The 22,750-nt window shown below is 58.4% G+C and carries 20 protein-coding genes, 1 tRNA gene and 2 pseudogenes; 13 read left to right on the top strand and 10 right to left on the bottom strand.

Translation table 11 applies throughout. The annotated features are described in order from the left end of the window. Positions 1-238: 238 nt before the first annotated feature. The 5 genes from D6851_RS00190 to D6851_RS00170 all read left to right on the top strand — a co-directional run bounded on the left by D6851_RS00190 (position 239) and on the right by D6851_RS00170 (position 5,444). Positions 239-1,378: a hypothetical protein gene (locus tag D6851_RS00190; RefSeq protein ID WP_120322881.1), complete on the top strand. Its 1,140-nt coding sequence runs from the start codon at positions 239-241 to the stop codon at positions 1,376-1,378. Between the two features lie 183 nt (positions 1,379-1,561). Beyond that, positions 1,562-2,290 (top strand): hypothetical protein, encoded by a 729-nt coding sequence (locus D6851_RS17505; RefSeq protein ID WP_147395389.1) that lies wholly within the window; start codon positions 1,562-1,564, stop codon positions 2,288-2,290. A gap of 331 nt (positions 2,291-2,621) precedes the next feature. Beyond that, the gene (locus D6851_RS00180) at positions 2,622-3,056 is read left to right on the top strand and encodes a hypothetical protein (RefSeq protein WP_147395388.1); all 435 of its coding nucleotides are present in this window, start codon (positions 2,622-2,624) and stop codon (positions 3,054-3,056) included. An 86-nt stretch (positions 3,057-3,142) separates the two neighbouring features. Beyond that, positions 3,143-3,916 carry a hypothetical protein gene (locus tag D6851_RS00175; protein WP_120322878.1) on the top strand — a complete coding sequence of 258 codons (774 nt, stop codon included), beginning with the start codon at positions 3,143-3,145 and terminating at the stop codon, positions 3,914-3,916. A gap of 4 nt (positions 3,917-3,920) precedes the next feature. Next, the gene (locus D6851_RS00170; RefSeq protein WP_183029919.1) at positions 3,921-5,444 is read left to right on the top strand and encodes a type IV secretory system conjugative DNA transfer family protein; all 1,524 of its coding nucleotides are present in this window, start codon (positions 3,921-3,923) and stop codon (positions 5,442-5,444) included. Positions 5,445-5,721: 277 nt separating this feature from the next. Here the strand turns inward: D6851_RS00170 and D6851_RS17950 are convergent, their stop codons facing one another. Beyond that, complete coding sequence (locus tag D6851_RS17950) at positions 5,722-6,150, bottom strand: hypothetical protein (protein ID WP_147395387.1); 429 nt, start codon at positions 6,148-6,150, stop codon at positions 5,722-5,724. Here D6851_RS17950 and D6851_RS18315 point away from each other — a divergent pair. Then, positions 6,061-6,975, top strand: a pseudogene (locus D6851_RS18315) (recombinase family protein); the annotation flags it as partial. The gene D6851_RS17950 and the pseudogene D6851_RS18315 sit on opposite strands and share 90 nt — an antisense overlap. Before the next feature lie 150 nt (positions 6,976-7,125). Here the strand turns inward: D6851_RS18315 and D6851_RS00155 are convergent. Together D6851_RS00155 and D6851_RS00150 are read right to left on the bottom strand one after the other, a co-directional pair. After that, positions 7,126-7,329: a hypothetical protein gene (locus D6851_RS00155; RefSeq protein ID WP_120322875.1), complete on the bottom strand. Its 204-nt coding sequence runs from the start codon at positions 7,327-7,329 to the stop codon at positions 7,126-7,128. Positions 7,330-7,528: 199 nt separating this feature from the next. After that, a tRNA-Arg gene (locus tag D6851_RS00150) sits at positions 7,529-7,605 on the bottom strand. A 56-nt stretch (positions 7,606-7,661) separates the two neighbouring features. Here D6851_RS00150 and D6851_RS00145 point away from each other — a divergent pair. After that, positions 7,662-8,399, top strand: a complete 738-nt coding sequence (locus D6851_RS00145) for a queuosine precursor transporter (RefSeq protein WP_238473865.1) — start codon at positions 7,662-7,664, stop codon at positions 8,397-8,399. Between the two features lie 28 nt (positions 8,400-8,427). On the opposite strand, the gene D6851_RS00140 is transcribed toward D6851_RS00145, so the two are convergent. Continuing rightward, positions 8,428-8,616, bottom strand: a complete 189-nt coding sequence (locus tag D6851_RS00140) for a PspC domain-containing protein (protein ID WP_120322874.1) — start codon at positions 8,614-8,616, stop codon at positions 8,428-8,430. Continuing rightward, positions 8,616-8,747 (bottom strand): hypothetical protein, encoded by a 132-nt coding sequence (locus D6851_RS18140; RefSeq protein WP_274379029.1) that lies wholly within the window; start codon positions 8,745-8,747, stop codon positions 8,616-8,618. The genes D6851_RS00140 and D6851_RS18140 overlap by 1 nt, the downstream gene beginning before the upstream one ends. 221 nt (positions 8,748-8,968) lie before the next feature. On the opposite strand from D6851_RS18140, the gene recF reads away from it, so the two are divergent. Beyond that, positions 8,969-10,057, top strand: coding sequence for a DNA replication/repair protein RecF (recF, locus tag D6851_RS00135; RefSeq protein WP_120323445.1), 1,089 nt, complete (start codon positions 8,969-8,971; stop codon positions 10,055-10,057). A gap of 9 nt (positions 10,058-10,066) precedes the next feature. Here the strand turns inward: recF and D6851_RS00130 are convergent, their stop codons facing one another. Next, positions 10,067-10,774: an arylesterase gene (locus D6851_RS00130; protein ID WP_120322873.1), complete on the bottom strand. Its 708-nt coding sequence runs from the start codon at positions 10,772-10,774 to the stop codon at positions 10,067-10,069. A 46-nt stretch (positions 10,775-10,820) separates the two neighbouring features. Here D6851_RS00130 and D6851_RS00125 point away from each other — a divergent pair, with 46 nt between their 5' ends. From D6851_RS00125 to D6851_RS18310, 3 genes are read left to right on the top strand one after another with little or no spacing between them, the layout of a single operon-like run. Then, entirely contained in the window at positions 10,821-11,522 is a 702-nt protein-coding gene (locus D6851_RS00125; protein WP_238473864.1) for an ABC transporter ATP-binding protein, read from the top strand. Beyond that, positions 11,506-14,061, top strand: coding sequence for an ABC transporter permease (locus tag D6851_RS00120; RefSeq protein ID WP_238473863.1), 2,556 nt, complete (start codon positions 11,506-11,508; stop codon positions 14,059-14,061). Before D6851_RS00125 ends, D6851_RS00120 begins: the two co-directional genes overlap by 17 nt. Continuing rightward, the gene (locus D6851_RS18310; protein WP_420797067.1) at positions 13,985-14,275 is read left to right on the top strand and encodes a zinc finger domain-containing protein; all 291 of its coding nucleotides are present in this window, start codon (positions 13,985-13,987) and stop codon (positions 14,273-14,275) included. Before D6851_RS00120 ends, D6851_RS18310 begins: the two co-directional genes overlap by 77 nt. Here D6851_RS18310 and D6851_RS00115 read toward each other — a convergent pair. Together D6851_RS00115 and D6851_RS00110 are read right to left on the bottom strand one after the other, a co-directional pair. After that, a pseudogene (locus tag D6851_RS00115) lies at positions 14,206-14,598 on the bottom strand (DUF805 domain-containing protein); the annotation flags it as partial. The gene D6851_RS18310 and the pseudogene D6851_RS00115 overlap by 70 nt on opposite strands. Positions 14,599-14,689: 91 nt before the next feature. Continuing rightward, positions 14,690-17,389, bottom strand: coding sequence for a TonB-dependent receptor (locus D6851_RS00110; protein ID WP_120322870.1), 2,700 nt, complete (start codon positions 17,387-17,389; stop codon positions 14,690-14,692). A gap of 269 nt (positions 17,390-17,658) precedes the next feature. Here D6851_RS00110 and typA point away from each other — a divergent pair, with 269 nt between their 5' ends. Next, on the top strand, positions 17,659-19,479 hold the full coding sequence (typA, locus tag D6851_RS00105) for a translational GTPase TypA (RefSeq protein ID WP_120323443.1): 1,821 nt from the start codon (positions 17,659-17,661) through the stop codon (positions 19,477-19,479). 86 nt (positions 19,480-19,565) lie between these two features. Here the strand turns inward: typA and D6851_RS00100 are convergent, their stop codons facing one another. Continuing rightward, a complete protein-coding gene (locus D6851_RS00100) occupies positions 19,566-19,961 on the bottom strand; it encodes a VOC family protein (RefSeq protein ID WP_120322869.1) in 396 nt (131 codons plus the stop codon). A gap of 292 nt (positions 19,962-20,253) precedes the next feature. Here D6851_RS00100 and putP point away from each other — a divergent pair, with 292 nt between their 5' ends. Beyond that, complete coding sequence (putP, locus tag D6851_RS00095; RefSeq protein ID WP_120322868.1) at positions 20,254-21,729, top strand: sodium/proline symporter PutP; 1,476 nt, start codon at positions 20,254-20,256, stop codon at positions 21,727-21,729. A gap of 152 nt (positions 21,730-21,881) precedes the next feature. Here putP and budC read toward each other — a convergent pair whose 3' ends face one another. Next, positions 21,882-22,655 (bottom strand): meso-2,3-butanediol dehydrogenase, encoded by a 774-nt coding sequence (gene budC, locus D6851_RS00090; RefSeq protein WP_120322867.1) that lies wholly within the window; start codon positions 22,653-22,655, stop codon positions 21,882-21,884. Positions 22,656-22,750: the final 95 nt, after the last annotated feature.

Raw genomic sequence — 22,750 nt, 5'->3', positions numbered from 1 at the left:
TACAAACGCACATCTTGCGGAACGTGCTAACGCATAAAATTGGCCCAAAACCAGCCTTGGGAGGCCCAGCCCTCGCCACGCGCCCATATACCGACACGCACCATATCGAAACGTATCGGCATGGAATTGCCCTATCGTTCCCGCCGTGACCCTGTAGCCGCGATATGATGCAATGCGGCAACTTTCCCCCAAACTTCATGCAAATAACCCGCAAAGCGCTTCCCAGAAGGAGGGCGCTATGCCGAAGACCAACGAACTGACTGCCGCGATGGTCGGGAAAATCCTGATCCTCAACATCCTGTTCCATGTGCTCTCGGGCATCTTCACGGGGGTCTGGATATCAGACCTCGTTGCTCCGATGGGCGAGATGACCTTGCTGACATGGCTGGAGACGATCATGTCGGCGGTTGCGATTGCGGCGGGGCTCTCATACGGCTCCTACATCGCCCTCACACACATCCCGACGCTGCCGCGAGCAAAGCGTAATCAGGTGATGGGGATTTTCGTCGCGGCCTATCTCGCGGTCGCGCTCATGCTCGGGATCGCGTCGTCTTCTGTTCTCGCCTCGGCTTCGGGCGAAGTCGCGCACATGGAAGCGACCCTGACCGCCCAGACCGAAGCGACGCAGGCGCGCCAGCGTGCCGCCGCGTCGCTCATCAACCGTTCGTCGGTGATGAATGATTGCGAAAGCTCTGCTGCCAATATGAGCGTCCAAGAGGTCGGCACGGGCGTCTATAGCGGCGAAGGCGGCAATGTGGGCCAGGTTGCGACGGCTCTCACCAATATCAGTGAAGGCTGCGCCAATGCGCGGGCCGCGATCTTCGCGAGCCGTGCAAAGCTGGAACGGCTTTTCTTCAGGATCGACCGTCTGCTGATCGACACGCGGCGCGTGATCGACAGCGACATGGAGCGCCACGAAAAGCTTGTCGCCGTGCGCAAGAATGGCGAAAACTTCACGCGACTGACGCGGGAAGTGAATGACGCGCTCCCTGTCGAGGCCATGCAGGCGGTCGCGGACGCGATGCGCAAGGACTGGCTCGCGGCTGGGCTGCCGCCGTCCGCCGCCGCTGCGATCACGCATAATTTCGACGGCATGGCGGAGGAGCTGACTGAAGGGCTGGATGATATCGCAGCTCTCAAGGAAGAGCCGATCCCGACCATGCCTGTCGTGTCGAACATGGCTTATCTCGCGCTCTATCCCGAAGCGACAATCGCGGCGATTGCGATTGGCGCATGTATCGAGCTGATCCCGCTTGGCGGAATCCTGCTGGGGTTCGTGATGGTCACGCACAAAGGTTCGGGCGGCGGAGGCAGTCAGCCAAGTCCGCCCAACGCTCCAAGCCCGCCACGGCGGGTCGGGCGACCTCGAAAAGCCTGAACGGAGTGGATCAACGGTGGTGCGGGGCGCTGGGGACAGCCCCCCGCATTTTTTGTCACCACCAACTCGTATAGAAAGCGCCCCGCCAGTGGCGCTGCATCATGCACACAGCGAAAATGCTTGCAATTTGCATAAGAACATAATACGAACTTCGGAAGTCGGTTTATGTGAATGGTATATCCAATGGTAAAACAGAAGCACGGCAAGGGAACTGAGAGTCGAGACAAGAGAGACGACGCCCCACTTCCTAAACTCGACGAGGACCTTTTGGATAGGACCCTGAGTGGCGGGAGAATTGGCCCTGCTGAGGTCGATATCTCATCAGACCCAATTTTGGATCGAGCGAAGGCGGCGCTGAGTAAGAAAGCGCAAAAGACTGGTGCGCGATTGACCCTCATGGACACACATCAGGCAATGATGCGCGGGCCAGTAAGAAGGAGAAAACCCGAACCCAAAAAGACTGAGATGAATTTTGAAAACGAAAATGAATTTATAGATTTTATGCAGGAAATTGCCGCCAACGTGGGCGGGAATGCTCTTTACGATGACTCACTAGTCGATGAATTAGGTAAGTTCCTCAAGTCGCATTTCAACCGCGCTCGCGCCGCCGAGACTCCTTCTGTCCCAACCCGGAAGTATCAGCCCCGCAAGGACGAGATTATCCCTTTCTTGCGCGAAGTGTGGGGCGAATGGTTGGCAGACGACAAACTGACCAAACAGGTGCTTAAGGACAATGACACGCCAGCCTACAATGCGCTGTCAAATTGGCAGCGCAATAACGATCTGCCTGACGATATGACGATAAAAAGCCTTGCTGATTTGAACGACGAATTTCTGGAGTGGGGTTATTACAAGCGCGATGAAGTTCATCGCGTGGTTGGTGCGCTCAACCGCAGGGGAATGAAAGCGTAACGCTAATCGTTTTACGTATCCGTTTTTTGTTGACGGTACGTTTCGAATCACGCATAACCTTGTTCTGAGAGGTGGCCATCCCTCGCTCAGACGCTTCAACGGGTGAAGCGTCTCGCAATCCCGCTTTTCGCGGGTGATACGGGAGTGAAGCGATGGCTATGCGTGATGGACGCGCCCTTCGGCGCGGAGTGTTGACCGCTGATCGGCGGGTTTATCTGGCACAGAATGACAATGACCTTCCGGCTTGCGGGAACATTCCTTCCTGCGCCCATTGGGCGTGGAAATACTGGTCGCGCTGCGTGGCCTGCCCTTGGCAAAGGGAGGGACGAACGTGACGGACTGGCTGTCTCCCGAAACGCTCCACGCGCTCGCCGCGAACGATAACGACCTTGAGGGGATCGTCCGCCTTCCTCCACCCCAAAGGCTGCTGACCAAGGCAGCCATCTATCGACTGGCGATAGCCTATCGTGCGCTGCTGCCATGCAGTCGTCGTGGCTTTGCCGATCTGCTCTCCGATATCGTCTGGGAGTATGAGGGCATTGTTCTCGATACCAATGGGCGCAGGATCGACCAGCTTGGAATCTGCGTCGATACGATCTTGCGAACCGACGAAGACCCAAGCAACTCGTGGCTTGGCGGCTTCCTGAGATTTGCGGTGTATCAGCCCAAGCAAGCCCCGCAAAAGCGCACCCTGCCGCGTCTGGAACTTCTCTATCTGGCGCTGGCGATCCGTCACCCCACGGTCGCGGCGCGGGTCATCGCATGAATGATCGGTGGTGTGGGGTTTCCCCCACGCTGCCTCTCTAAATCCGGCTCCTGTCTGGTGAGAACCACCAGACAGGAGCTTTTGCCATGAGCAATCCTCAATATTCCATAGACTATGGGGGCGAAGCGCCCCAGCAAGGCGGGATGGCGACCCTCCCGCCACAAGCGGCAGGTCAGCCGTTTCAGATAGTGATGCCGCCACAGAAGAAGCGGATTTCTGCTGGCGCTGGCATGTTCTTCGGCATCATCCTGTGCGGCGCTGCGCTTTATGGCGCGGAGATGTTCGCGCCGCCCGATTATCGCCCCTCAACCATCACGGGCTCATATGGCGGGCGCTATGCGGCGGAGATCAAGGCGCATGATCTTGAAACACAGGCTGCGTTTCTCGATTGGGCCGAAGAGGTCAAGGTGAGTGTTGCGCAGCAGCAAGAGCAATATCGCGCAGCGGCCCAAGGCATCCTGACCAACTATCAGGCCGCCTATGATCGCACCCGAATTTATGCGCAGACCACCGCGCAGCTCCAACAGGACTATGTGCATCAGCGCACCGAAATCGCCCGCCAGCAGCAGGGCACCGATGCGCTGGTCATCAATCTGGCGCGCCTGTGGGGGCGGGTTGCGAATGTCATCGAACCCGGCGGCGGTGATGATGCGCTTGCCTATGCCGACCAAGTGGGCGGTCAGCTTCAACAGGAACTGACCTCGGCGGTCCAGAATGGCGTAACCGTCTCGGTCGAGGGATGGGACACGGGATTGCCGCCGCCGAGCGCGGTTCAGGCCGATATCGACAGGATGGCACCGATCAGCTTTCCCGACCTTCCCGAGATCAGCCGCGATGCGCATAGCGAGGGAGGCGAATAATCCCATGCGGATCGAACAGATGGCAGCGTTCCTCCCGCGTCTCTTTTCCATGACGCGGGAGATGGATCGGGCGCAGCGCGAAGAGGAAGCCCGCGAGCGCGCCGCGTGGCAGCAATATCTGATGACTATTGCTGCCCCAAGCGGGCAGCTCGGCGATGGACGTCTTGCCACCCTCGATGATCTGAAAGCCGCCGGTCTCCTTGAGACCAGCGGCTTGTTTCTCGGTGCGCAGCAAGGGCGGATGCTGTTTTTCAGCGGCGACGGTCATCTCCTGACCTACGCCCGCACAGGCTCGGGCAAAGGGCGAGATCTGGTTCTACCCAATCTCGCCCATATCCGTGATCGCAGCCTGATCGTCGTGGACGTGAAGGATGGTGAGAACTGCTTTGCGTCCCGCGAGCATCGCGGGGACGGGCTTGGCTCCCCTTGCATCTACCTCAATCCGTTCAACCTTCTGGGTCTCCCCAATACCCGCATAAACCCTTTGCAGGTGCTGATCGATATTGTTCTAGATGGCGGCGAGATCGACACGCAGGCCGACGAGATCGCCCAGACCATCCGCCCCATGAACCCGCGTGAAGGGGATGGCTGGGTCGGAAAAGGCTCGGTGCGGCTTGTCTCAATCCGCGCCGAATATGCCGCGCATTTCGATCCCGCCAACTGCACGCTCGGCGGTTTGTGGAAATTCGTGAACGCGGGCAATGATGAGCTGGAACGCGAGTTTCAGCTTATGACCAGTTGCGGCATTGAGGGCATCGCCCGTAAGGCCGCCGCAATGGCGGCAACCTATGCCGATGCGCCAAAGCAATTCGAGGCCTACAGGTCGGACGCTATCGAAGCCCTTGCGGCGTTCGAGGTCGGGAAAACGCTGGATCGTGCAACTTCCGCGCATGATTTTGACTTCGGGCGGCTGAAACATGAGCCATGCACCGTCTATCTCATCACCCCGTCCGACAAGCTCGGGGTTGCCGCCCCTTGGGTCAGCCTGATCGTCAATTACGCCATAGAGGCGATAGCCCGCGAGCGGGGCGGCGTGCGGACCTGTTTCCTGCTCGATGAATTCCCGCAGCTTCCGCCTGCGCCCGCGATTTTGAAGGCGCTGCGCCTCTATCGCGGCAAGGGCATTCAGCTCTGGTTCTTCGCGCAAGGCCGCTTCTCGATGGAGGGGCGCTGGTCACAGGACGCGGTGAAGGAGATCGAGGATCAGGCCTCGATCCTCAATATGACGGGGATCGAAGACCCGTCCATGATGCGTGATGTGGAACGCTGGTCGGGCAACCGCACCATTGTCACCCGTGGTCAGAATATTGGCGGCGGTGCGGTTGAGAGCGCAGGAATCAATCGCGGCGAGAGCCGCCGTCCTGTTTTGCAGGCCGAAGACATTCGCGGCATCGGCGCGGGACGGCAAATCATCAAGGTTGCGGGCCTGCCGCAACTGGTGGTGTGCGACCGCCTGCCATTCTATGCAGTCGATCCGTGGAAAGTGCAGATCGGCGATGTGCGCCAGCTTCACCAAGGCGCGTTCTGACCGCCGAACCTCGGGAATTCTCAACTTCGATATGGGCGCGCAAACGGGCTATCCCGCTCATTCTTATCAGAATCTACTAATATTCAATATTTTCAAAAGTTTGCATTTCCTCAACTTCCTGCGGTAAACTGAAATCTTGATAGTGAGGATTGCTGCGGTCGGCGCGGGAGGAACGTGACGTTTCCCCCAGAGACAGCCAGCAATCGGCATATCTCAATCCCCGCGTCTTGGTTGAATCAACTGCTGCTTCACGCGGCAGGAAGGGGACATGCGGGTGTCACTGCTCACGCCGGAACAGATGGAACGATATCGCAAGTGCGTTGCGGATATTGATATTCCCGATCACGAGAAAGACGAACTCATCGGGATCGTCGCGCAAATCATGGCGCATTTCGTCGATGCGGCTTTTGGCGAAACGTCCGAGCAATTTATTCTCGATGCTCGGGAAAACAGCCATTTTCAAAACAATCCGGATGATGCTATTCTTGGTTTGTTCCAAAGCGACGAGAGCATTGACCCCGATGACGGGGGCGCGAGCAACAGCCCCAACAGCCCGTGAGGGCAAGGTTACGACATGACACCGATAAGAGAAAAAGAGGCGGTCATTTATGCCCGCGTGTCCACCAAGAAACAGGAGATTGAGGGCAACGGCCTCAGCTCCCAAGAAACCATCTGCCGCGAATACGCCGACCGCATGGGCTATCATGTGGTCGAGGTCTTTTGTGACGATTATTCGGGCAAATCAGCCAATCGTGCGGGTATCAAGGATTTGCTCGCCTTCCTGAAAAGCCGCAGGAAGCAAACCATCGTCATTGTTGACGATCTCAACCGCCTCGCTCGGTCGCTGCGCACACACTACGCTATCCGCGATGCCGTGGCGAAGGCTGGCGGCAAACTGGTGTCCCCCAAGCGGGTTTACGCCGACGATCCCGACGACGATATCCTTGAGATCATCGAAGCGGCATTTGCGGGCGAGCATCGCCGTAAAAATGCCGAACAGACCAAGGACCGTATGCGTGCCCGCGTCATGGGTGGCTATTGGGTGTTCCAAGCGCCTTGGGGCTATCGCTATGAACGCCAGTCGGGCGGCGGGAAGGTTCTCGTCCGTAACGAACCGCTTGCCTCCATCGTTCGGGAAGCCCTCGAAGGTTTCGCCTCGGGGCGCTTTGCGTCGCAAGGTGAGGTCAAGCGTTTCCTTGAGGCCAGTCCCCCCTTCCCGACAAACAAACACGGGCTGGTGACGTATGAAAGCATCGGTCAGCTCCTGACCCAGCCCCTCTATGCTGGCTATATCGAAGTTCAGCGCTGGGACGTGCCGCTTCGCAAAGCCCAGCACGAAGGCCTGATTTCCCTCGAAGATTTTGGCATCATCCAAGATCGGCTGGCTGGTAAGGTCCGTGCGCCGACCCGCAAGGATATCAACGAGGATTTCCCGCTGCGCGGTGTCGTCTGCTGCGCCGATTGCGGTCATCCCATGACCGCCGCATGGTCTAAAGGGCGTAGTGCGATCTATCCCTATTATCTGTGCCGCCAGCGGGGCTGCGAGGGCAACGGCAAATCTATTGCGCGGGACAAGGTTGAGGATGCCCTGCACAACCTTGTGCAATCACTCAAACCCGCCCCCTCGCTGTTCCAACTGGCGAACGAGGCCTTTCGGGATTTCTGGCAAAAGCGAGTGGATTCAGGCCGCGAAAAGATGACGCAGATGCGTCTGGAAATCGGTCGTATCGAGCGGAAGCTTTCGCAGGTCGTGGACCGTCTCGTAGAGGCCGACAGCAGCACAATCGTCAAAGCCTATGAAAAGAGGGTCGAAGAACTGGAACGGCAAAAGCTGATTCTGACCGAAAAGATTGCCAAATGCGGCACTCCGGCTCGCGACTACCAATCAAGTTTTCAAACCGCTCTCAAATTTTTGGCAAACCCTTGGAATCTTTGGGAAAGTGGTCGGTTGGAAGACCGCCGTGCCATGCTCAAACTGGTCTTTGGAGGGAGGATCGTATTCGACCGTTTTGAGGGCTTTCAAACCCCTGAAATATCCTTGCCATTCAAGGCATTAGGCGCAATTTCTGGCCCAAAAAAGGATATGGTGCGCCCGACAGGATTCGAACCTGTGGCCTCAAGATTAGAAGTCTCGTGCTCTATCCAGCTGAGCTACGGGCGCGTCGGGGGCGCCATAGCGTGCTTTGCGCTCAAGGCAAATCGGGTTAAGCAGCAAAATTGACGAAAGGGCACGATTTGGCATCGCATCATCACACACAAGAACCGCGTTTCCGCTATTTCGATTATGTGATGGCGGCCTTTGTCACCATTCTGCTGCTGTCCAATATCATCGGTGCGGCCAAACCGTCTTACATCCCCCTGCCCGACGGAACGCAATGGTCCTTCGGGGCAGGTGTGCTGTTCTTCCCGATCGGCTACATCATCGGTGACGTACTGACCGAGGTTTATGGCTATGTCAGGGCCCGGCGCGTGATCTGGACGGGCTTTGCTGCGCTGATCTTCATGGCTTTCATGGCCTATATCGTCGTAGCCCTGCCCCCTGCCAAGGGCTGGCCGGGGCAGGAATCCTATGAATTCGTATTCGGCAATAGCTGGCGCATCGTGCTGGCCTCCATCACCGCTTTCTGGGCCGGTGAATTTGCCAATTCCTACGTGCTGGCCCGCATGAAGATCCTCACGCAGGGCAAGGCCCTGTGGACCCGCACGATCGGCTCCACCGTGGTGGGGCAGGCTCTGGACAGTATCATTTTCTACCCGCTGGCCTTTTATGGAATGGCTGGCTGGCCGCCCGATCAGCTCATGCAGGTCGTAATATCGCAGTGGCTTATCAAGACCGGCTGGGAAGTGGTGCTGACTCCGGTCACCTATTGCGTGATCGGCTTTCTGAAGCGCCGCGAAGGGGTAGAGATTTTCGACGATGACACCGATTTCTCTCCCTTCGCGAAAAGTGACTGACCGTCGCGGCGCTTGGACAGGCCAGCGCTTAATTGGCCAGCAGAGCGATTAGCAGATAGATCACGATGAAACTGCCGAAGCCCACCACTGTGCCGATAGCGAAAACCAGCCGAACAATCAGCGGATCGATCCCGAGATAATCGGCAATCCCTGCGCAGACTCCCAGCAATTTACTATCGGTTTTATTGAGACGAAATTTGGCGGGTTCCTGAGTCATTATGCAACGATCCCTGCAATCAGCTGCCCCTGCGGCGCGGTTGAAAAGCTTGCTACCAGAAGAAAGCCGGTGATCGCAGCGGCGCCCAGACCGGCGAGAGCGCGATGGGCGAAAAGGTTAAAAGCGTTCATATAAAATCCCCTATTTTGTTAAAATGCGGCGACATTGCCGCGATACCAGCTTCATTGCATAAGCCGTGCCAAATTGAATTTCTTTTCGAAAACAGGTACTTGACAAAAATGGCTTCATAACGACATTTTACCTGAAACCGATATTTGGGAATTTTTGCCAATTGTCGGTTTTTCAAGATTTTCATGGCTTGCCGCCGGTTCCTTCTCTAGGTCAGCAGCGCATGGCGCTGGACCGGATCACCCTTTCGACTTTCCGCAATCATCGGGAGAGCCGTCTCGATGGCAGTGCGCATTTCAACCTGCTGATCGGCCCGAACGGCGCGGGCAAAACCAACCTGCTCGAAGCTCTGTCGCTCTTCGCACCGGGGCGCGGATTGCGGCGGGCGAAGCTTCCCGACATGGCGGCAATGGACGGGCCGGGCGGTTTCGCAATCAGCGCCGCGCTCGATCCGGGGGATCAGGGCGATCCGGTTGTTCTGGGCACCGGCACCGATCCGCAGCGCCCCGGCCGCCGGATCGTACAGATCAATGGCGCCGATAGCAGTGCCGTTAGCCTGGGCGAATGGCTTTCCATCGGCTGGCTAACCCCGGCGATGGACGGGCTTTTCACAGACAGTGCGGGCGCGCGGCGGCGCTATATGGACCGCATGGCGCTAGGGATCGATCCCGCACATGCGCGCTATGCCACACGCTTTGAAGCCGCTCTGCGCGAGCGCAACCGCCTGCTCTCCGACGAGCGCGAACCCGAACCGCCCTGGCTCGATGCGGTGGAAGCGCAGCTTGCCGAAGCCGGTGCCGCGCTGGCACAGGGTCGCGCCCGGCTGGTTACGCAGATTTCCAGAGCGCTCGCCCTGTTGCCCGATCAGCCTTTCGCTCGCCCTGCCCTTGCCTATCTTCCCGGCGGACCGATGGATCGGGAAGCTCTGGTCCGCGAACTGGCCCGGCAAAGGCCGCGAGACCGCGCAGCGCAGCGTACTCTGACCGGCCCGCATCGCGATGAGCTGGAAGTGACGATGGCCGGGAAAGGCGTTCCTGCTGCCCATTCCTCAACCGGTGAGCAAAAGGCCATGTTGCTGGCGATCACGCTCGCCCATGCCGAGCTCGCCGCCAATGGCCGTCCGAGCCTCCTGTTGCTCGACGAAGTGGCTGCCCATCTCGATCCGGTGCGCCGCGCTGCTCTGTTCGAAAGGCTGCGCCATGGCGGGTCGCAAATCTGGCTGACCGGCACCGAACTGGCTCCCTTTTCCGAAATCGAAGGAGAAGCGGCAACCTGGCGTGTGAACGGTGGCCGGCTGGAACGGCTCGATTAAGATTCGAAGCTAGTCTTCCGGCGGCAAGGCGGCGATCACATCATCGGCGGTAGCGCCGACTATCTCCTCCACACCGCGCGCTGTGGGATGGACATGATCCTGCTGAATCAATTCAGGCTTATCGGCCACCGCCTCAAGGAAAAAAGGTACCAGACCGGCATCATATTGCTCGGCGAGATAGGGATAAAGGCCGTCAAATTCGCGTTGATACGCCTCACCCAGATTGGCCGGTGCGCGCATACCCATCAGCAAAACGGGAATCTTGCGACGCTGCAATTCCTCCATGATCCCATCGAGATTGGCGCGAGCTTCAGCAGGCGAAAGGCCGCGAAGCAAATCGTTCCCGCCCAGTTCAACCAGAGCAAGGTCCGGCTTGTCGGGCTGGCTGTCGAGGACGAATTTGATCCGCTGCAGCCCGGCCGCTGTTGTATCGCCAGAGACACCGGCATTAATAATGCGCGCGTTGATGCCTTTGGCGCGCAAGGCGGTTTCGAGTTTGGCGGGATAGCTTTCGCCCTTTTTCAGCCCGTAACCGGCAAACAGACTGTCTCCGAAAGCGAGAATGACACGCTCCTCACCCATGACCGGCCTCGGATCGGTGTTTTCATCGGCCACATTCTCTCGCGGTTGCGGCGATGGTGGTGCGTCACTGCCGCAGGCGGACAGAGCCAGCGCCATGATGGCCGAAAGAATAACCGAAACTGTGCCAAAACGCATGTAACGCTCCCTTGCTCTCGCTTTGTCCCTATGCCATCCCGGTTGTGTGACAAAGCCCTCTGATGCGCAAAGTGCGATAATCGCACGCGACCTTCGTCTGACATTGGGAGACGGCCCTGCCGCCGTCGAGATTTTGCGGGGCATCGATCTGACTGTCCCGAACGGCCAGATATTGGCGCTGCTCGGGCCTTCGGGCTCGGGAAAAAGCTCGCTCATGGCAGTGCTGTCGGGGCTGGAACGCGCCAGCAGCGGAAGCCTGCATGTGGCGGGACAGGACTTCTCCACGCTCAGCGAAGACGAACTGGCACAGGCCCGGCGCGGACGGATCGGCATCGTTCTGCAGGCCTTTCACCTTCTTCCCACCATGTCCGCCCGCGAAAATGTCGCCACCCCGCTGGAACTGGCGGGCGAAACCGATGCGTGGGAGCGGGCCGGGCACGAACTCGACGCAGTGGGGCTCGGCCATCGCCTCGATCACTATCCCGCGCAGCTTTCGGGCGGGGAGCAGCAGCGTGTGGCGATTGCCCGAGCCATCGCACCGCAGCCCGCCCTGATCTTCGCGGACGAGCCTACCGGCAATCTCGATGCGGCGACGGGGCACGATATCGTCGATCTTCTTTTCGCCCGGCGCAAAGCGAGCGGAGCCACTCTGGTAATTATCACGCATGACCCGGCGCTGGCAGCCCAATGCGACCGGATCGTCACACTGGCCGACGGGCTGATTGCCAGCGATGGTTCTGTCGCATGACCCCGCCAGCCTCATGAACGGGCTGAACTGGACTGCGGCATGGCGCATTGCCCGACGCGATCTGCATCGCCGTTTCCGGGGATTGCGTCTGCTGCTCGTCTGTCTGCTGCTGGGTGTCGGCGCGCTGGCGGCGATTGGTTCGCTGACCGGTGCGATCCGCAGCGAGCTGGTTTCTCAGGGGCAGGAAATTCTCGGCGGAGACCTTCAGGTCGAAGTATGGCAGCGACCTTTACGCGAGGCGGAAATCGCATTTCTCGAACGCCACGGTACGGTTTCGCGAGGCTTTCGTATTCCTGCCATGGTCACTGCCGGGGACCTTGCTGCGCCGGTCGAAATGAAAGCGGTCGACCGAAACTGGCCTCTTTACGGGGTTTTCATACTTCAGGACGGCAGAGAAGCAGCGGCACCGCCCAGCGGAACCACATGGCTCTCTAAAGATACCTCAGAGCGGCTGAATCTGACCACAGGTGACAGACTAAAGGTCGGAAGCGTCAGCTTGACCGTCGGCGGAATCATCGGCAGCGAGCCCGACCGGCTAAGCGAAGGCTTCAGTCTGGGGCCGACCATGATCGTCTCCATCGACACGCCCGAGGCGGCAGGGCTGACCGCGCCGGGCGCTTTTTACGAAACGAAAACGCGCCTTCGAATCGAAGATGGCACTTCGGCACAGGCCCTGCAGGAGAATGCCGCACAGCGCTTTGCCAATGAAGGGCTGGAATTCAAAACCAGCGACCGCGCCTCGCCCGGTGCCGAGCGCTTTGTCAGTCAGATGGGCGAATTTCTCACACTGGTAGGGCTGGCCGCGCTGGTGATTGCCGGGATCGGCATTGGCGGTGGGGTATCCTCTTACCTCGAAGCGCGCCGCAGCTCGATCGCCACGCTGAAAATTCTCGGCGCAACCAGCCGCGATATCGCGCGGATCTATGCCTTGCAGGTCGGCGTAGCCGCTCTGACAGGTGCAGTGATCGGGCTCATTGCCGGAATGCTCGTCACGCCCTTGCTGACTCAAGCGCTCAGCGCAGTACTGCCGGTGAAAAGCGGCCTGCTGTTCGATCCCGTCGCACTGCTGCGAGCGGCAGCTTTCGGTATGCTGGTCGCTCTGATTTTTGCTGCCCCTCCGATTTTGCGCGCCCGCCATTATCCGGCCATGGCACTGATGCGAGAACGTGTCGCGCCACTCACCCGCGCATGGCGCCCCGCTATAATACCCGTAGCTTTCGGCCTCGCCGGAATCGTGGCACTGGCGCTGATAGGCAGCCCGCAAATGCTTCTAAGCGGCGGATTTCTACTGGGTGCCGCCGCTCTGCTCGGCCTTCTGGCTGTGCTGGGTCGCGCCATTCGCTCGCTTGCAGCCCGTCTGCCGCGCCCGAAAAGCCCGGTCCTGCGCGCCGCGCTCGCCAATATCCATCGCCCCGGTGCATCCACGCCTGCGCTGGTGACGGCGCTGGGTTTCGGCCTGTCCGCTTTCGTGCTGCTGGCCGCGGTGCAAACCAGTCTCGACGCCAATATCGCCCGCACTGTTCCTGCTCAGGCTCCCGATTATTTCATGCTCGACCTGCCGCGCGATAAAGTGGCGGAGCTGACCCAAATGGTCGAAAGCGAAGTTCCCGGCACAACGATCCGCACAGTGCCGACGCTGCGTGGAGCAATTCTTGCTTATGGCCCGGAAAGCCATCCAACGCTGGTCAGCGAGCTGGAAGAATTGCCCGAAGGTGCATGGGCGCTGCGCGGGGAACGCGGCCTGACCTATTCCGCAGATATCCCCCCCGGCAATGTGCTGACCGAAGGCAAGTGGTGGCCGGAAAACTATGCGGGCGAGCCACTTGTATCGGTGGATGAAGAACTGGCCGGAATTCTCGACCTGAAGCCGGGCGATATCATCCGCTACAGCCTGCTCGGCACCGAAAGACAGGCGCGTATTGCCAATTTCCGGCGGATCGACTGGGAAAGCATGGGCTTCAACAACGTCTTCGTCTTTTCCCCCAATGCATTGGAAGATGCCCCGCATAATCTGGCTGCCACGCTCGACTTTCCGCCGGAGGAAACGCATGATAGCGGCCCGCTATTACGCAAACTGGTCGCCGCTTTTCCGGCCAGTTCAGTAATCGAGGTCGGGCCGTTGCTGGAAGAAGCGCGGACCATTCTCGATCAGGTGGGTATGGCTATTCTCGCTGCCGCCTCGGTGGCTGTGCTGGCCGGCATTGCCGTGCTGCTCGGCGCGCTCGCCGCCGCGCGTGCGGCGCGGCGCTATGACACGGTGATTCTGCGCGTATTGGGAGCGAGCCGCCGACAGCTTATCCTGATGCAGCTCACCGAATTCGGCCTGCTGGCGGTTATTCTGGGGCTGGTGGCGCTGGCCCTTGGCAGTGCGATGGGCTGGCTCGTTATCACACAGCTTTTCGGATTCGACTGGCTGCCGGACTGGCCGCGTGTGCTGGCCGTTCTGGGAAGCGGTGTAGCGCTTGTGCTCGCCTTTGCTCTGGGCACATCCCTGCCCCTTTTGCGGAGCAAGCCCGCTCAGGCCCTGCGCAGCTTATAAAAAAGGGGGAGCGCAACGGCACTCCCCCCTTCCCTCAAGATCAGCTTTTATCCTGTTTCAGGCCCTTTATCGGGTTTCAGGACGGGCCTTCAATCAGGCGAAGACGTCCGCGTTAGACGGATTCTTCGGGTCCGCGCCGAAGCGGTTGGGCCCATTGGTACCGGGCAAAGCCATCAGCACAATCAACGCAATAGACGCGATGAAACCGATATAAGGAATGAGGCCGGCCACAACGAAACCGAGATACCACCAGCCGGACATGTCCCGGTCGTGAAAGCGGCGCACCGTTACAGCAAGGCTGGGAATGATGACCGCCAAAATCCAGATCCCCAGCAACATGCCGAACAGGCCAGTGAACAGTGCACCGAAAGCGCTGGCCAGAGCCATTGGATCGTTCGGATTGATGGCGGGAAGGCCGGAAAAGGCCGCAATCATCAATACCATTGTCACAATGATGTTGAGCAATGCGAACATCCAGTATTCCTTGCGCCGCGAACGCCCCGAGAATTCGGCGTAACGTTTAAACGGCAAAATCATCCAGTTCATAAAATTCTTTCCTCTATTCAAAGCCGATCCCGTTCCAAATCGGCAATGTTTCAGGAAAAAGTAAAGATGGGTAACAAATTCATCACCAGCTGAAACGAACCGATGCACCATATGTTCTGGGATCGGTGGGATAGCCGGAAATGCCGCCCGGCTGGGCCGGCGTATCGAAAACCGTACTGTAATTGCGGTCATCCAGCAGGTTCCGTCCCCATACGGACAAAGTAATGCCCGCATCCATTTCATAAGCCAGCGAAGCCGTCAGATCATTGACCTCACGGGTATACTCGGCAGCCAGTGCCCGGGCCACGCTGCTATCGACGATATCGCCCTGCGCATCGCGCTCGACGAAATTGGGAAAGCCGTCTTCCAGCCGCGTATCGGACTGGTAGAGATAAGACACGCGCGGTGTGATAACACCATTGCCGATCGGTTGACTATATTGCGCGCCCAGCATGATCGACCATGTGGGAATACCGGCAGGCCGTTCTCCGCTGAGATCACCCACGGCCGAATCCCGGAAGCTGTCATAGGTTGGATCGAGATAGGTCACGCCCATATTGAGCGTCAGCCGGTCGAGCGGCGTCACCTGCCCTTCGAATTCCACCCCGAATGTGCTCTGCTTGCCCGCATTGAGCAGCGCAAAGCCCGTACCGGTGAAAATGTTGGACTGGAACCCTTTGATCTGCTGATGGAAGACTGCCAGATTGCCCGAGGCCCAGCCGAGATCGGCCTTGGCCCCGCCTTCGATCACGCGCGAATTTTCCGGCCCTGCATAGCGGCTGCCATAGGTCAGATTGTTCAGTGTCAGCCCGGCATCGGCCAGCGCCGCACGGCTCGATGGCGAAGGCCGACTATCCCGCGACAGGTTGATCGAACTTGCCTTGAATCCGGTTGCATAACTCACATAGAGATTGAGCGCCGGATCGACATCATAGGCCAGACGCACAGTATAGGTGAATTTGTCATCGTCGGTCTTGCCGTCTTCCACCGCATTGGGAATGTTGAGGAAAGGCGGCAAGAGCTGGAGCGGAGTCAGCGCAGCGAGCGGGTTGGCCGCGGGATTATTGGCATTGCCTGCCGCATAAGCCTGCATGGCCTGAAACGTATCGGCGGTTGCCGGATCGCCGGCGAAAGCGGCCACCGCTGCCGGATCGGCAGGGTTAATGCCGGCCTGCTGCAAGGCACCGCCCAGCAGCAATTGCTGACGGAAAGCGGCATATTGCGGCGCATCGAGATCGATGGCGGAGAAGACATCGCTCGATACCGTATCGGTCGAAAAACGCTTGCTGTCATTGGTATAGTTTCCGCCCAGCGTCAGCGTAAGACCACTGGCCACCTGCACATCGACCTGTCCGAAAATCGAGAAAGCATCGCTCTTCAGCGCATAGTTTTCGTCAAAACCTTCGCCTTCGGTGAAAAATTGCCCGGCATAACTGGTGCCGTCGGCCTGCCCGAAAGCCGTTTCCAGCGACGGTGTGCTCAACAGACCGCCCGATGCACTGCCGATCATCAGATCGGCGTAATCGCGGAACTGCGAGCCGAATCGCAGATCGTTATGCTGGTCGACCTTCTCATGAATATAGAAACCGCCCAGCAGGAGGCTGAAAATATCGGCAAAACTGGCCGATGCCCGAAATTCCTGCGTGAAAGTATCGAGATCCAGATTGCCCGCATTGGGATAGATCAGATCGGCGCTGGTAAAGTCCGAATCCTGCGCCGTCACTGAATCGGTATGACGGTAAGCGCTGATCGAACTCAGCGTGAGCGGACCGAGCTGATAATCGACCTGCGCCGAAACACCGTAATTTTCGATATCGTTGGTCGAGATATAGTTATTATAAATAACATCGTCACGGAACGGATCATCGATATCGTTAGTCCGGCCGCCCAGCGCCTGAATGGCCTGTGCAGCCTGCCCCTCACGCAGACTGAACACTGCGCAGCAGGTTTCGTCGATCTTGTCGTAATCGGCAATCAGCCGGACCGACAGGCCCGTGCCCGGATCGAACAGCGCCTGCCCACGGGCAAACCAGCGGTCCCGGTCATTACTGCGTGTATCGGTGCCGAGATCGCGATAGAAACCGTCGCGCTTATTGATACCTCCGGCCAGGCTGACCGCCAGACTATCTGTAACCGGACCTGTTACATAGCCCTTGGCGATACGCTGATCGTAATTGCCATAGGTCAGTTCCGCCGATCCGGTGAGATCGAATTGCGGTTTCTTCGTGACAATGGACACCACACCGGCAGAGGCATTCTTGCCGAACAGCGTCGATTGCGGGCCGCGCAAAACTTCGATCCGCTGAACGTCGGGCAAATCGGTGATCTGCGCTGCGGTGCGCGACCGATAAACATTATCGACGAACACCCCGACCGAAGGCTCGATACCCGGATTGTTCGCGCCATTGCCGAAACCGCGAATGAGAAAATTGACATTTGCCGAACTGCTTAGCTGCTTGACCCGCAGTGAAGGCACCACGCTTTGCAGATCGCGCAAATCGCGGATCTGGGCACGCTCGAGCGTATCGGCTGTGGTCACCGTCACGGCAACCGGTACATCCTGCAAAGTCTGTTGCCGTTTCGTAGCGGTTACGATGATCGTATTGCCCGGGACCCCGTCATCTGCGCCTTCACCCGGCTTTGCCGGCTCGGCCATTTCAAATTCGAACTCGCTGTCATCCTGCGCCTGTACCGTTTCCGGCATAGCAAGCATGGAAAGAGCACTTGTACCCAGCAGGAAAGACGAAAAAACCGTCTTACGCCCCAAGGACCTGCGCTGCATAAAAACCCCTCTCAATTATCCCAAAAGTGCTCAGATATCTGTGCCATAGGGAGACAAATAATCCGCAATCCAAATGAGCGCCGCTTCATATGCGCCTGACAGCCGCTTGCCAATCGTGATTAGCGAGCGAAGGTTAACACTTATTAGGAATTGCAAACCATACGCGCTGTTGCCGAATGCCGCGACATATTGTAGGGGCGCGCCGTTTCGCGGGTGTAAAACGCTGTTTAGGTGATCGCCCGCCTCCCAAAATTGAAAGCTTTGCACCCATGTCCGCGAACCAGCGCAATATCGCGATTATCGCCCATGTCGACCATGGCAAGACGACCCTGGTCGATCAGCTCTTCCGCCAGTCCGGCACATTCCGCGAGAATCAGCGCGTGGATGAACGCGCCATGGACTCCAACGATCTGGAAAAGGAACGCGGGATCACCATTCTCGCCAAGCCGACCTCAATCGTATGGAACGACATCCGCATCAATATCGTCGATACACCCGGACACGCCGATTTCGGCGCCGAGGTGGAACGTATCCTGTCTATGGTGGACGGTGTCATTCTGCTGGTGGACAGCGCCGAAGGCGCGATGCCGCAGACCAAATTCGTTACCGGCAAGGCACTCGGCCTCGGCCTGAAGCCAATTGTGGTGGTCAACAAGATCGACCGCCCCGACGGTCGCCCGCAGGAAGTGCTCGACGAAGTGTTTGATCTTTTCGTCAGTCTCGATGCCAATGACGAACAGCTCGAATTTCCCACGCTCTACGCGTCGGGCCGCAACGGCTATGCCAGCGAAGACGAAAATGCGCGTGAAGGCGATCTGACGCCGCTATTCGAAACCATCGTCAACCATGTTCAGGCACCGGGTCTCGATCAAAGCGGTCCCTTCAGTTTCCTTGCCACACTGCTCGACCGCGACAACTTCATGGGCCGCGTTCTGACCGGCCGTGTACAGTCGGGCACGATCAACATGAACGATCCGATCCACGCGCTGAATGCCGATGGCAAGGTGGTGGAAACCGGTCGTGCGACCAAGCTGCTCGCTTTCCGCGGGCTCGACCGGGTACCGGTGGAAAGCGCGAAGGCAGGCGACATTATCGCTCTGGCCGGTCTCGAAAAGGCTACCGTGTCGGACACGATCGCCGATCCGCAGGTCAAGGAACCGATTGCCGCACAGCCGATCGATCCGCCGACGCTGGCCATGCGCTTCTCGGTTAATGACAGCCCTCTGGCCGGCCGCGAAGGCAGCAAGGTGACGAGCCGCCTGATCCGCGACCGCCTGATGCTCGAAGCCGAAAGCAATGTCGCCATCCGCATCACCGAAAGCGCCGACAAGGATTCTTTCGAAGTGGCCGGACGCGGCGAATTGCAGCTCGGTGTGCTGATCGAAACGATGCGCCGCGAAGGCTTCGAACTGGGTATCAGCCGCCCGCGCGTGTTGTTCCGCGAAGAGAACGGCCAGCGCCTCGAACCGTATGAAACTGTCGTGATCGATGTCGATGACGAATATTCGGGCACGGTTGTCGAGAAGATGCAGCGCCGCAAAGCGGAAATGACCGAAATGCGCCCCTCGGGCCTCGGCAAGACCCGCATCACCTTCTCCGCCCCCAGCCGCGGCCTGATCGGCTATCACGGCGAATTCCTGTCCGATACGCGTGGAACCGGCATTATGAACCGCGTCTATGAAAAATACGACGTGCATAAAGGCCCCATCGAAGGCCGCGCCAACGGTGTGCTGATCTCCAACTGCACAGGCGAATCGGTCGGCTATGCTCTCAGCTCGCTGGAAGATCGCGGTGTCCTGTTCATCAAGCAGCAGGAAAAGATCTATGAAGGCATGATCATCGGCGAAAACGCCAAGCCGGACGATCTCGAAGTCAATCCGATGAAGAGCAAGCAGCTCACCAACTTCCGCTCCACCGGCAAAGACGATGCTGTGCGTCTCACTCCGCCGCGGGTCATGACGCTGGAACAGGCCATTGCCTATATCGATGACGACGAAATGGTCGAAGTGACGCCGGAAAGCATCCGTCTGCGCAAAGCCATTCTCGATCCCAACGAACGCAAGAAGGCCCGGCGCAAAGGCGGCAATTAAGATCCTGCTCTGCTGCCGGGCTATGCCAATGGCATGGCCCGGCAGCAGGCAATTGAGAGCACGAGACAGCTATTCGCTTTATCGTTTCAGACGGGCCATTCGGCCTGCTGTAACACCACCCGATAGCCATGCGGATCCTCATAGGTCCGGCCCGAGCGGTCCCAATACGGGTTGAAGGATGGCACCGGATCGAAACCCGCGGCTTCCATGCGCTGAGTGGCGACACGCCACTCAGCGGGATCGGGAAGGTAGAAAATCAACAGATTATCCTGCGTAGGTGCGCGCCCTGCCGGATGCCCTTCCGTCCGGGTGAATTCGAAATGAAAGGGTGCACCGGCACTCCCCAGCATCACGCCATCAATGCCATCATGCCCGGTGAAACTGCCAATCACTTCCAGACCGAGCCCGTCACGATAAAAGGGCAGCAGCGCCGCGATATCATCGGTCGGCCGGGCAACCCGTAAGGTGTTTTGGGTAATCACAGAGTTCTCCGCTTTTTCTAAGCGAAGCGATAGCCGGAAGTGCTTTCTCTTGTCATTCCTCGGGCCGACATGTGTGCCCGCTGCGATATCTCGCGTGCAAGAAACCGGGTCGATGGCCTGGAATATGCCTTGCCTTATCCACCTTTGCGGCTTTGACTGTGCGAAATACGGAGGGAAAGGTTCCCGCCGGACACGGGCCTAGTTACGCTGGCTGAGACTTCGCCGACCAAAAACCGTATACAGATCGGTTCCGAGGGTGACAAGGGAAGCTTTCTCCCTATGCTTGCGCGCCATGCAGACAGGCACTCTCATCTCACTCGCACTCTATTTCATCCTGATGATCGGCATCGGGCTCTATGCGTGGAAGAAGTCCACCGATTCCAGCGAAGGTTATTTGCTGGGCGGCCGCGATCTTCCTCCTGCTGTAGCAGCTCTGTCCGCTGGCGCATCGGACATGTCGGGCTGGCTGCTGCTGGGTCTTCCCGGCGCGCTCTACGCCTCAGGACTTGTCGAAGCATGGATCGGAATAGGCCTTTTCCTCGGCGCTCTGGCCAACTGGATCATTGTGGCCCCCCGCCTCCGTCATCAGACGGAAACGCTGGATAATGCCCTGACTATCCCCCAGTTCCTCGCCAACCGTTTCCCCGACAAGGCGATCGCGCTGCGTGTCGTATCTGCCGTGATCGTAGTGGTGTTCTTCACCGTCTACACAGCGGCAGGGCTGGTCGGCGGCGGCAAGCTGTTCGTCACCAGCTTTGCCGGATTATTCGGCGATACGGGGATGAGTGACTACATGACCGGCATCTGGATGACCGCCGGAGTAGTGCTCGCCTATACTATGGTGGGCGGCTTCCTCGCCGTCAGCCTGACCGACTTCGTGCAGGGCTGCATCATGGTCGTCGCGCTGGTGCTGATGCCGGCCGTGGTACTGTTCGATGAAGGCAGCCCGGCCACGGTCGCCCAGACGCTGCATGCCATCGACCCCAACTTCCTCAGCCTGTTCAGCGGGCTGGGCTTTATCGGTTTCATATCCGCCATGGCCTGGGGTCTCGGCTATTTCGGCCAGCCACATATTATCGTTCGCTTCATGGCTGTACGCGACGTGAAAGCCACCAAGACGGCCCGCAATATCGGCATGAGCTGGATGTTCGTGTCGTTGATAGGTGCGCTGGGTGTCGGCATTGCCGGCCGCGCCTATATGGAAATGAACAATCTGCCGATGGACGATCCCGAAACGATCTTCATTCAGCTGGCCCATTATCTGTTTCATCCGCTGATTACCGGCTTCCTTCTCGCCGCTCTGCTCGCCGCCATCATGAGCACAATCAGTTCGCAGCTATTGGTTTCTTCCAGTTCGCTAACCGAAGATTTCTACCGGCTCTTCCTGCGCAAACATGCCAGCGAAACTGAAATGGTGAATGTCGGGCGGGTCTGCGTATTGCTGGTATCGCTCGCCGCCATCTATATGGCACGCGATCCGAACAGCGAAGTGCTGAGCCTGGTTTCGAACGCATGGGCCGGCTTCGGCGCTGCTTTCGGGCCACTCATGATCCTGTCGCTTACCTGGCGACGCATGACCGGGGCAGGTGCCCTGTCCGGCCTCATTACCGGTGCAGCTGTCGTCATCCTGTGGATCGCCACGGGTCTGAACGAAAGCACCGGCATTTACGAAATCATTCCAGGCTTCATCGCATCGTGGATCGTGACCATGGGCGTCAGCTTCATGGGCACGCCCCCCGATATCGATCATGACAGTCTGGTGCATTAAGCCTCGGACCACCGTTCCTGACGCATAAGTCGATCAGCCAAAACATTAAAAGGGCGCGCTTTGATGAAGCGCGCCCTTTTCTCTATTCTTCAAAGCACCTGCCGATTGTTCCGGCACATCATCGGCAAGCGATAAAGCGGTTGCCTCTCAACCTATTTATAGAGCCGGAAATCGGGCTGTCCGTTGGAAGCGCTGATGCCGCCATCGACCGGCAGATTGACGCCGGTAATATAGCCAGCATCTTCCGAAGCGAGAAACGTAACCGCCCCTGCAATATCTCGTGGTTCAGCCGGGCGTTTGATCGCCAGCCGGTCCATAAAAGCCTGCATCAGCTCTTCATTAGCATCCATACCTTCGGTCATATCGGTCTTCGTGAAACTCGGATCGACAGCGTTCACCCGTACACCGTCGCGCCCCCATTCCAGTGCCAGCGACCGGACAAGCTGAGTAACCGCACCCTTGGATGCTGTATAAAGCGCCTGCCCGTAATCGCCGCCCAGGCCCGACACACTGGATGTGCAGATGATGGAACCGCCGGTCTTCTTCAATTCAGGGAAGGCATCGCGGCACATATAAAGCATGCCTTTCACATTGATGGCGAGCATATCATCGATCGTCTCGTCATCTTCTTCCGCAAAGGGACCTGAAGAAGCTATTCCGGCATTGGAAAAGAGCACATCCAGCGCGCCGAAACGCTCAACTGTCCTAGCGACGATATCCTGTGAGAAGCCTTTTTCCGAGACATCGCCCTCTACGATCAGCGTGTGCATCTCATCGAGATCCTGCGCTACTTTTTCACAATCTTTCCGGTTGCGGCTATTGAGCACGACATTCGCGCCTTCCTCCGCAAAACGCAGGGCGGTTCCCTGACCGATTCCGCTGGACGAGCCGGTGACGATCACGGTTTTCCCGGTAAAGCGTTGCATAAAAATCTCCTTGGATCGTTTATCCCGCAACGCTCGAAGACGATCTGTGGTCCTACGGAATGGAACGCGCATGCAATAATCTGCACATGGCCAAG

The organism is Altericroceibacterium spongiae (assembly GCF_003610805.1).
GTDB lineage: Bacteria > Pseudomonadota > Alphaproteobacteria > Sphingomonadales > Sphingomonadaceae > Altericroceibacterium > Altericroceibacterium spongiae.
This window is presented reverse-complemented; position numbering and strand designations above follow the sequence as displayed.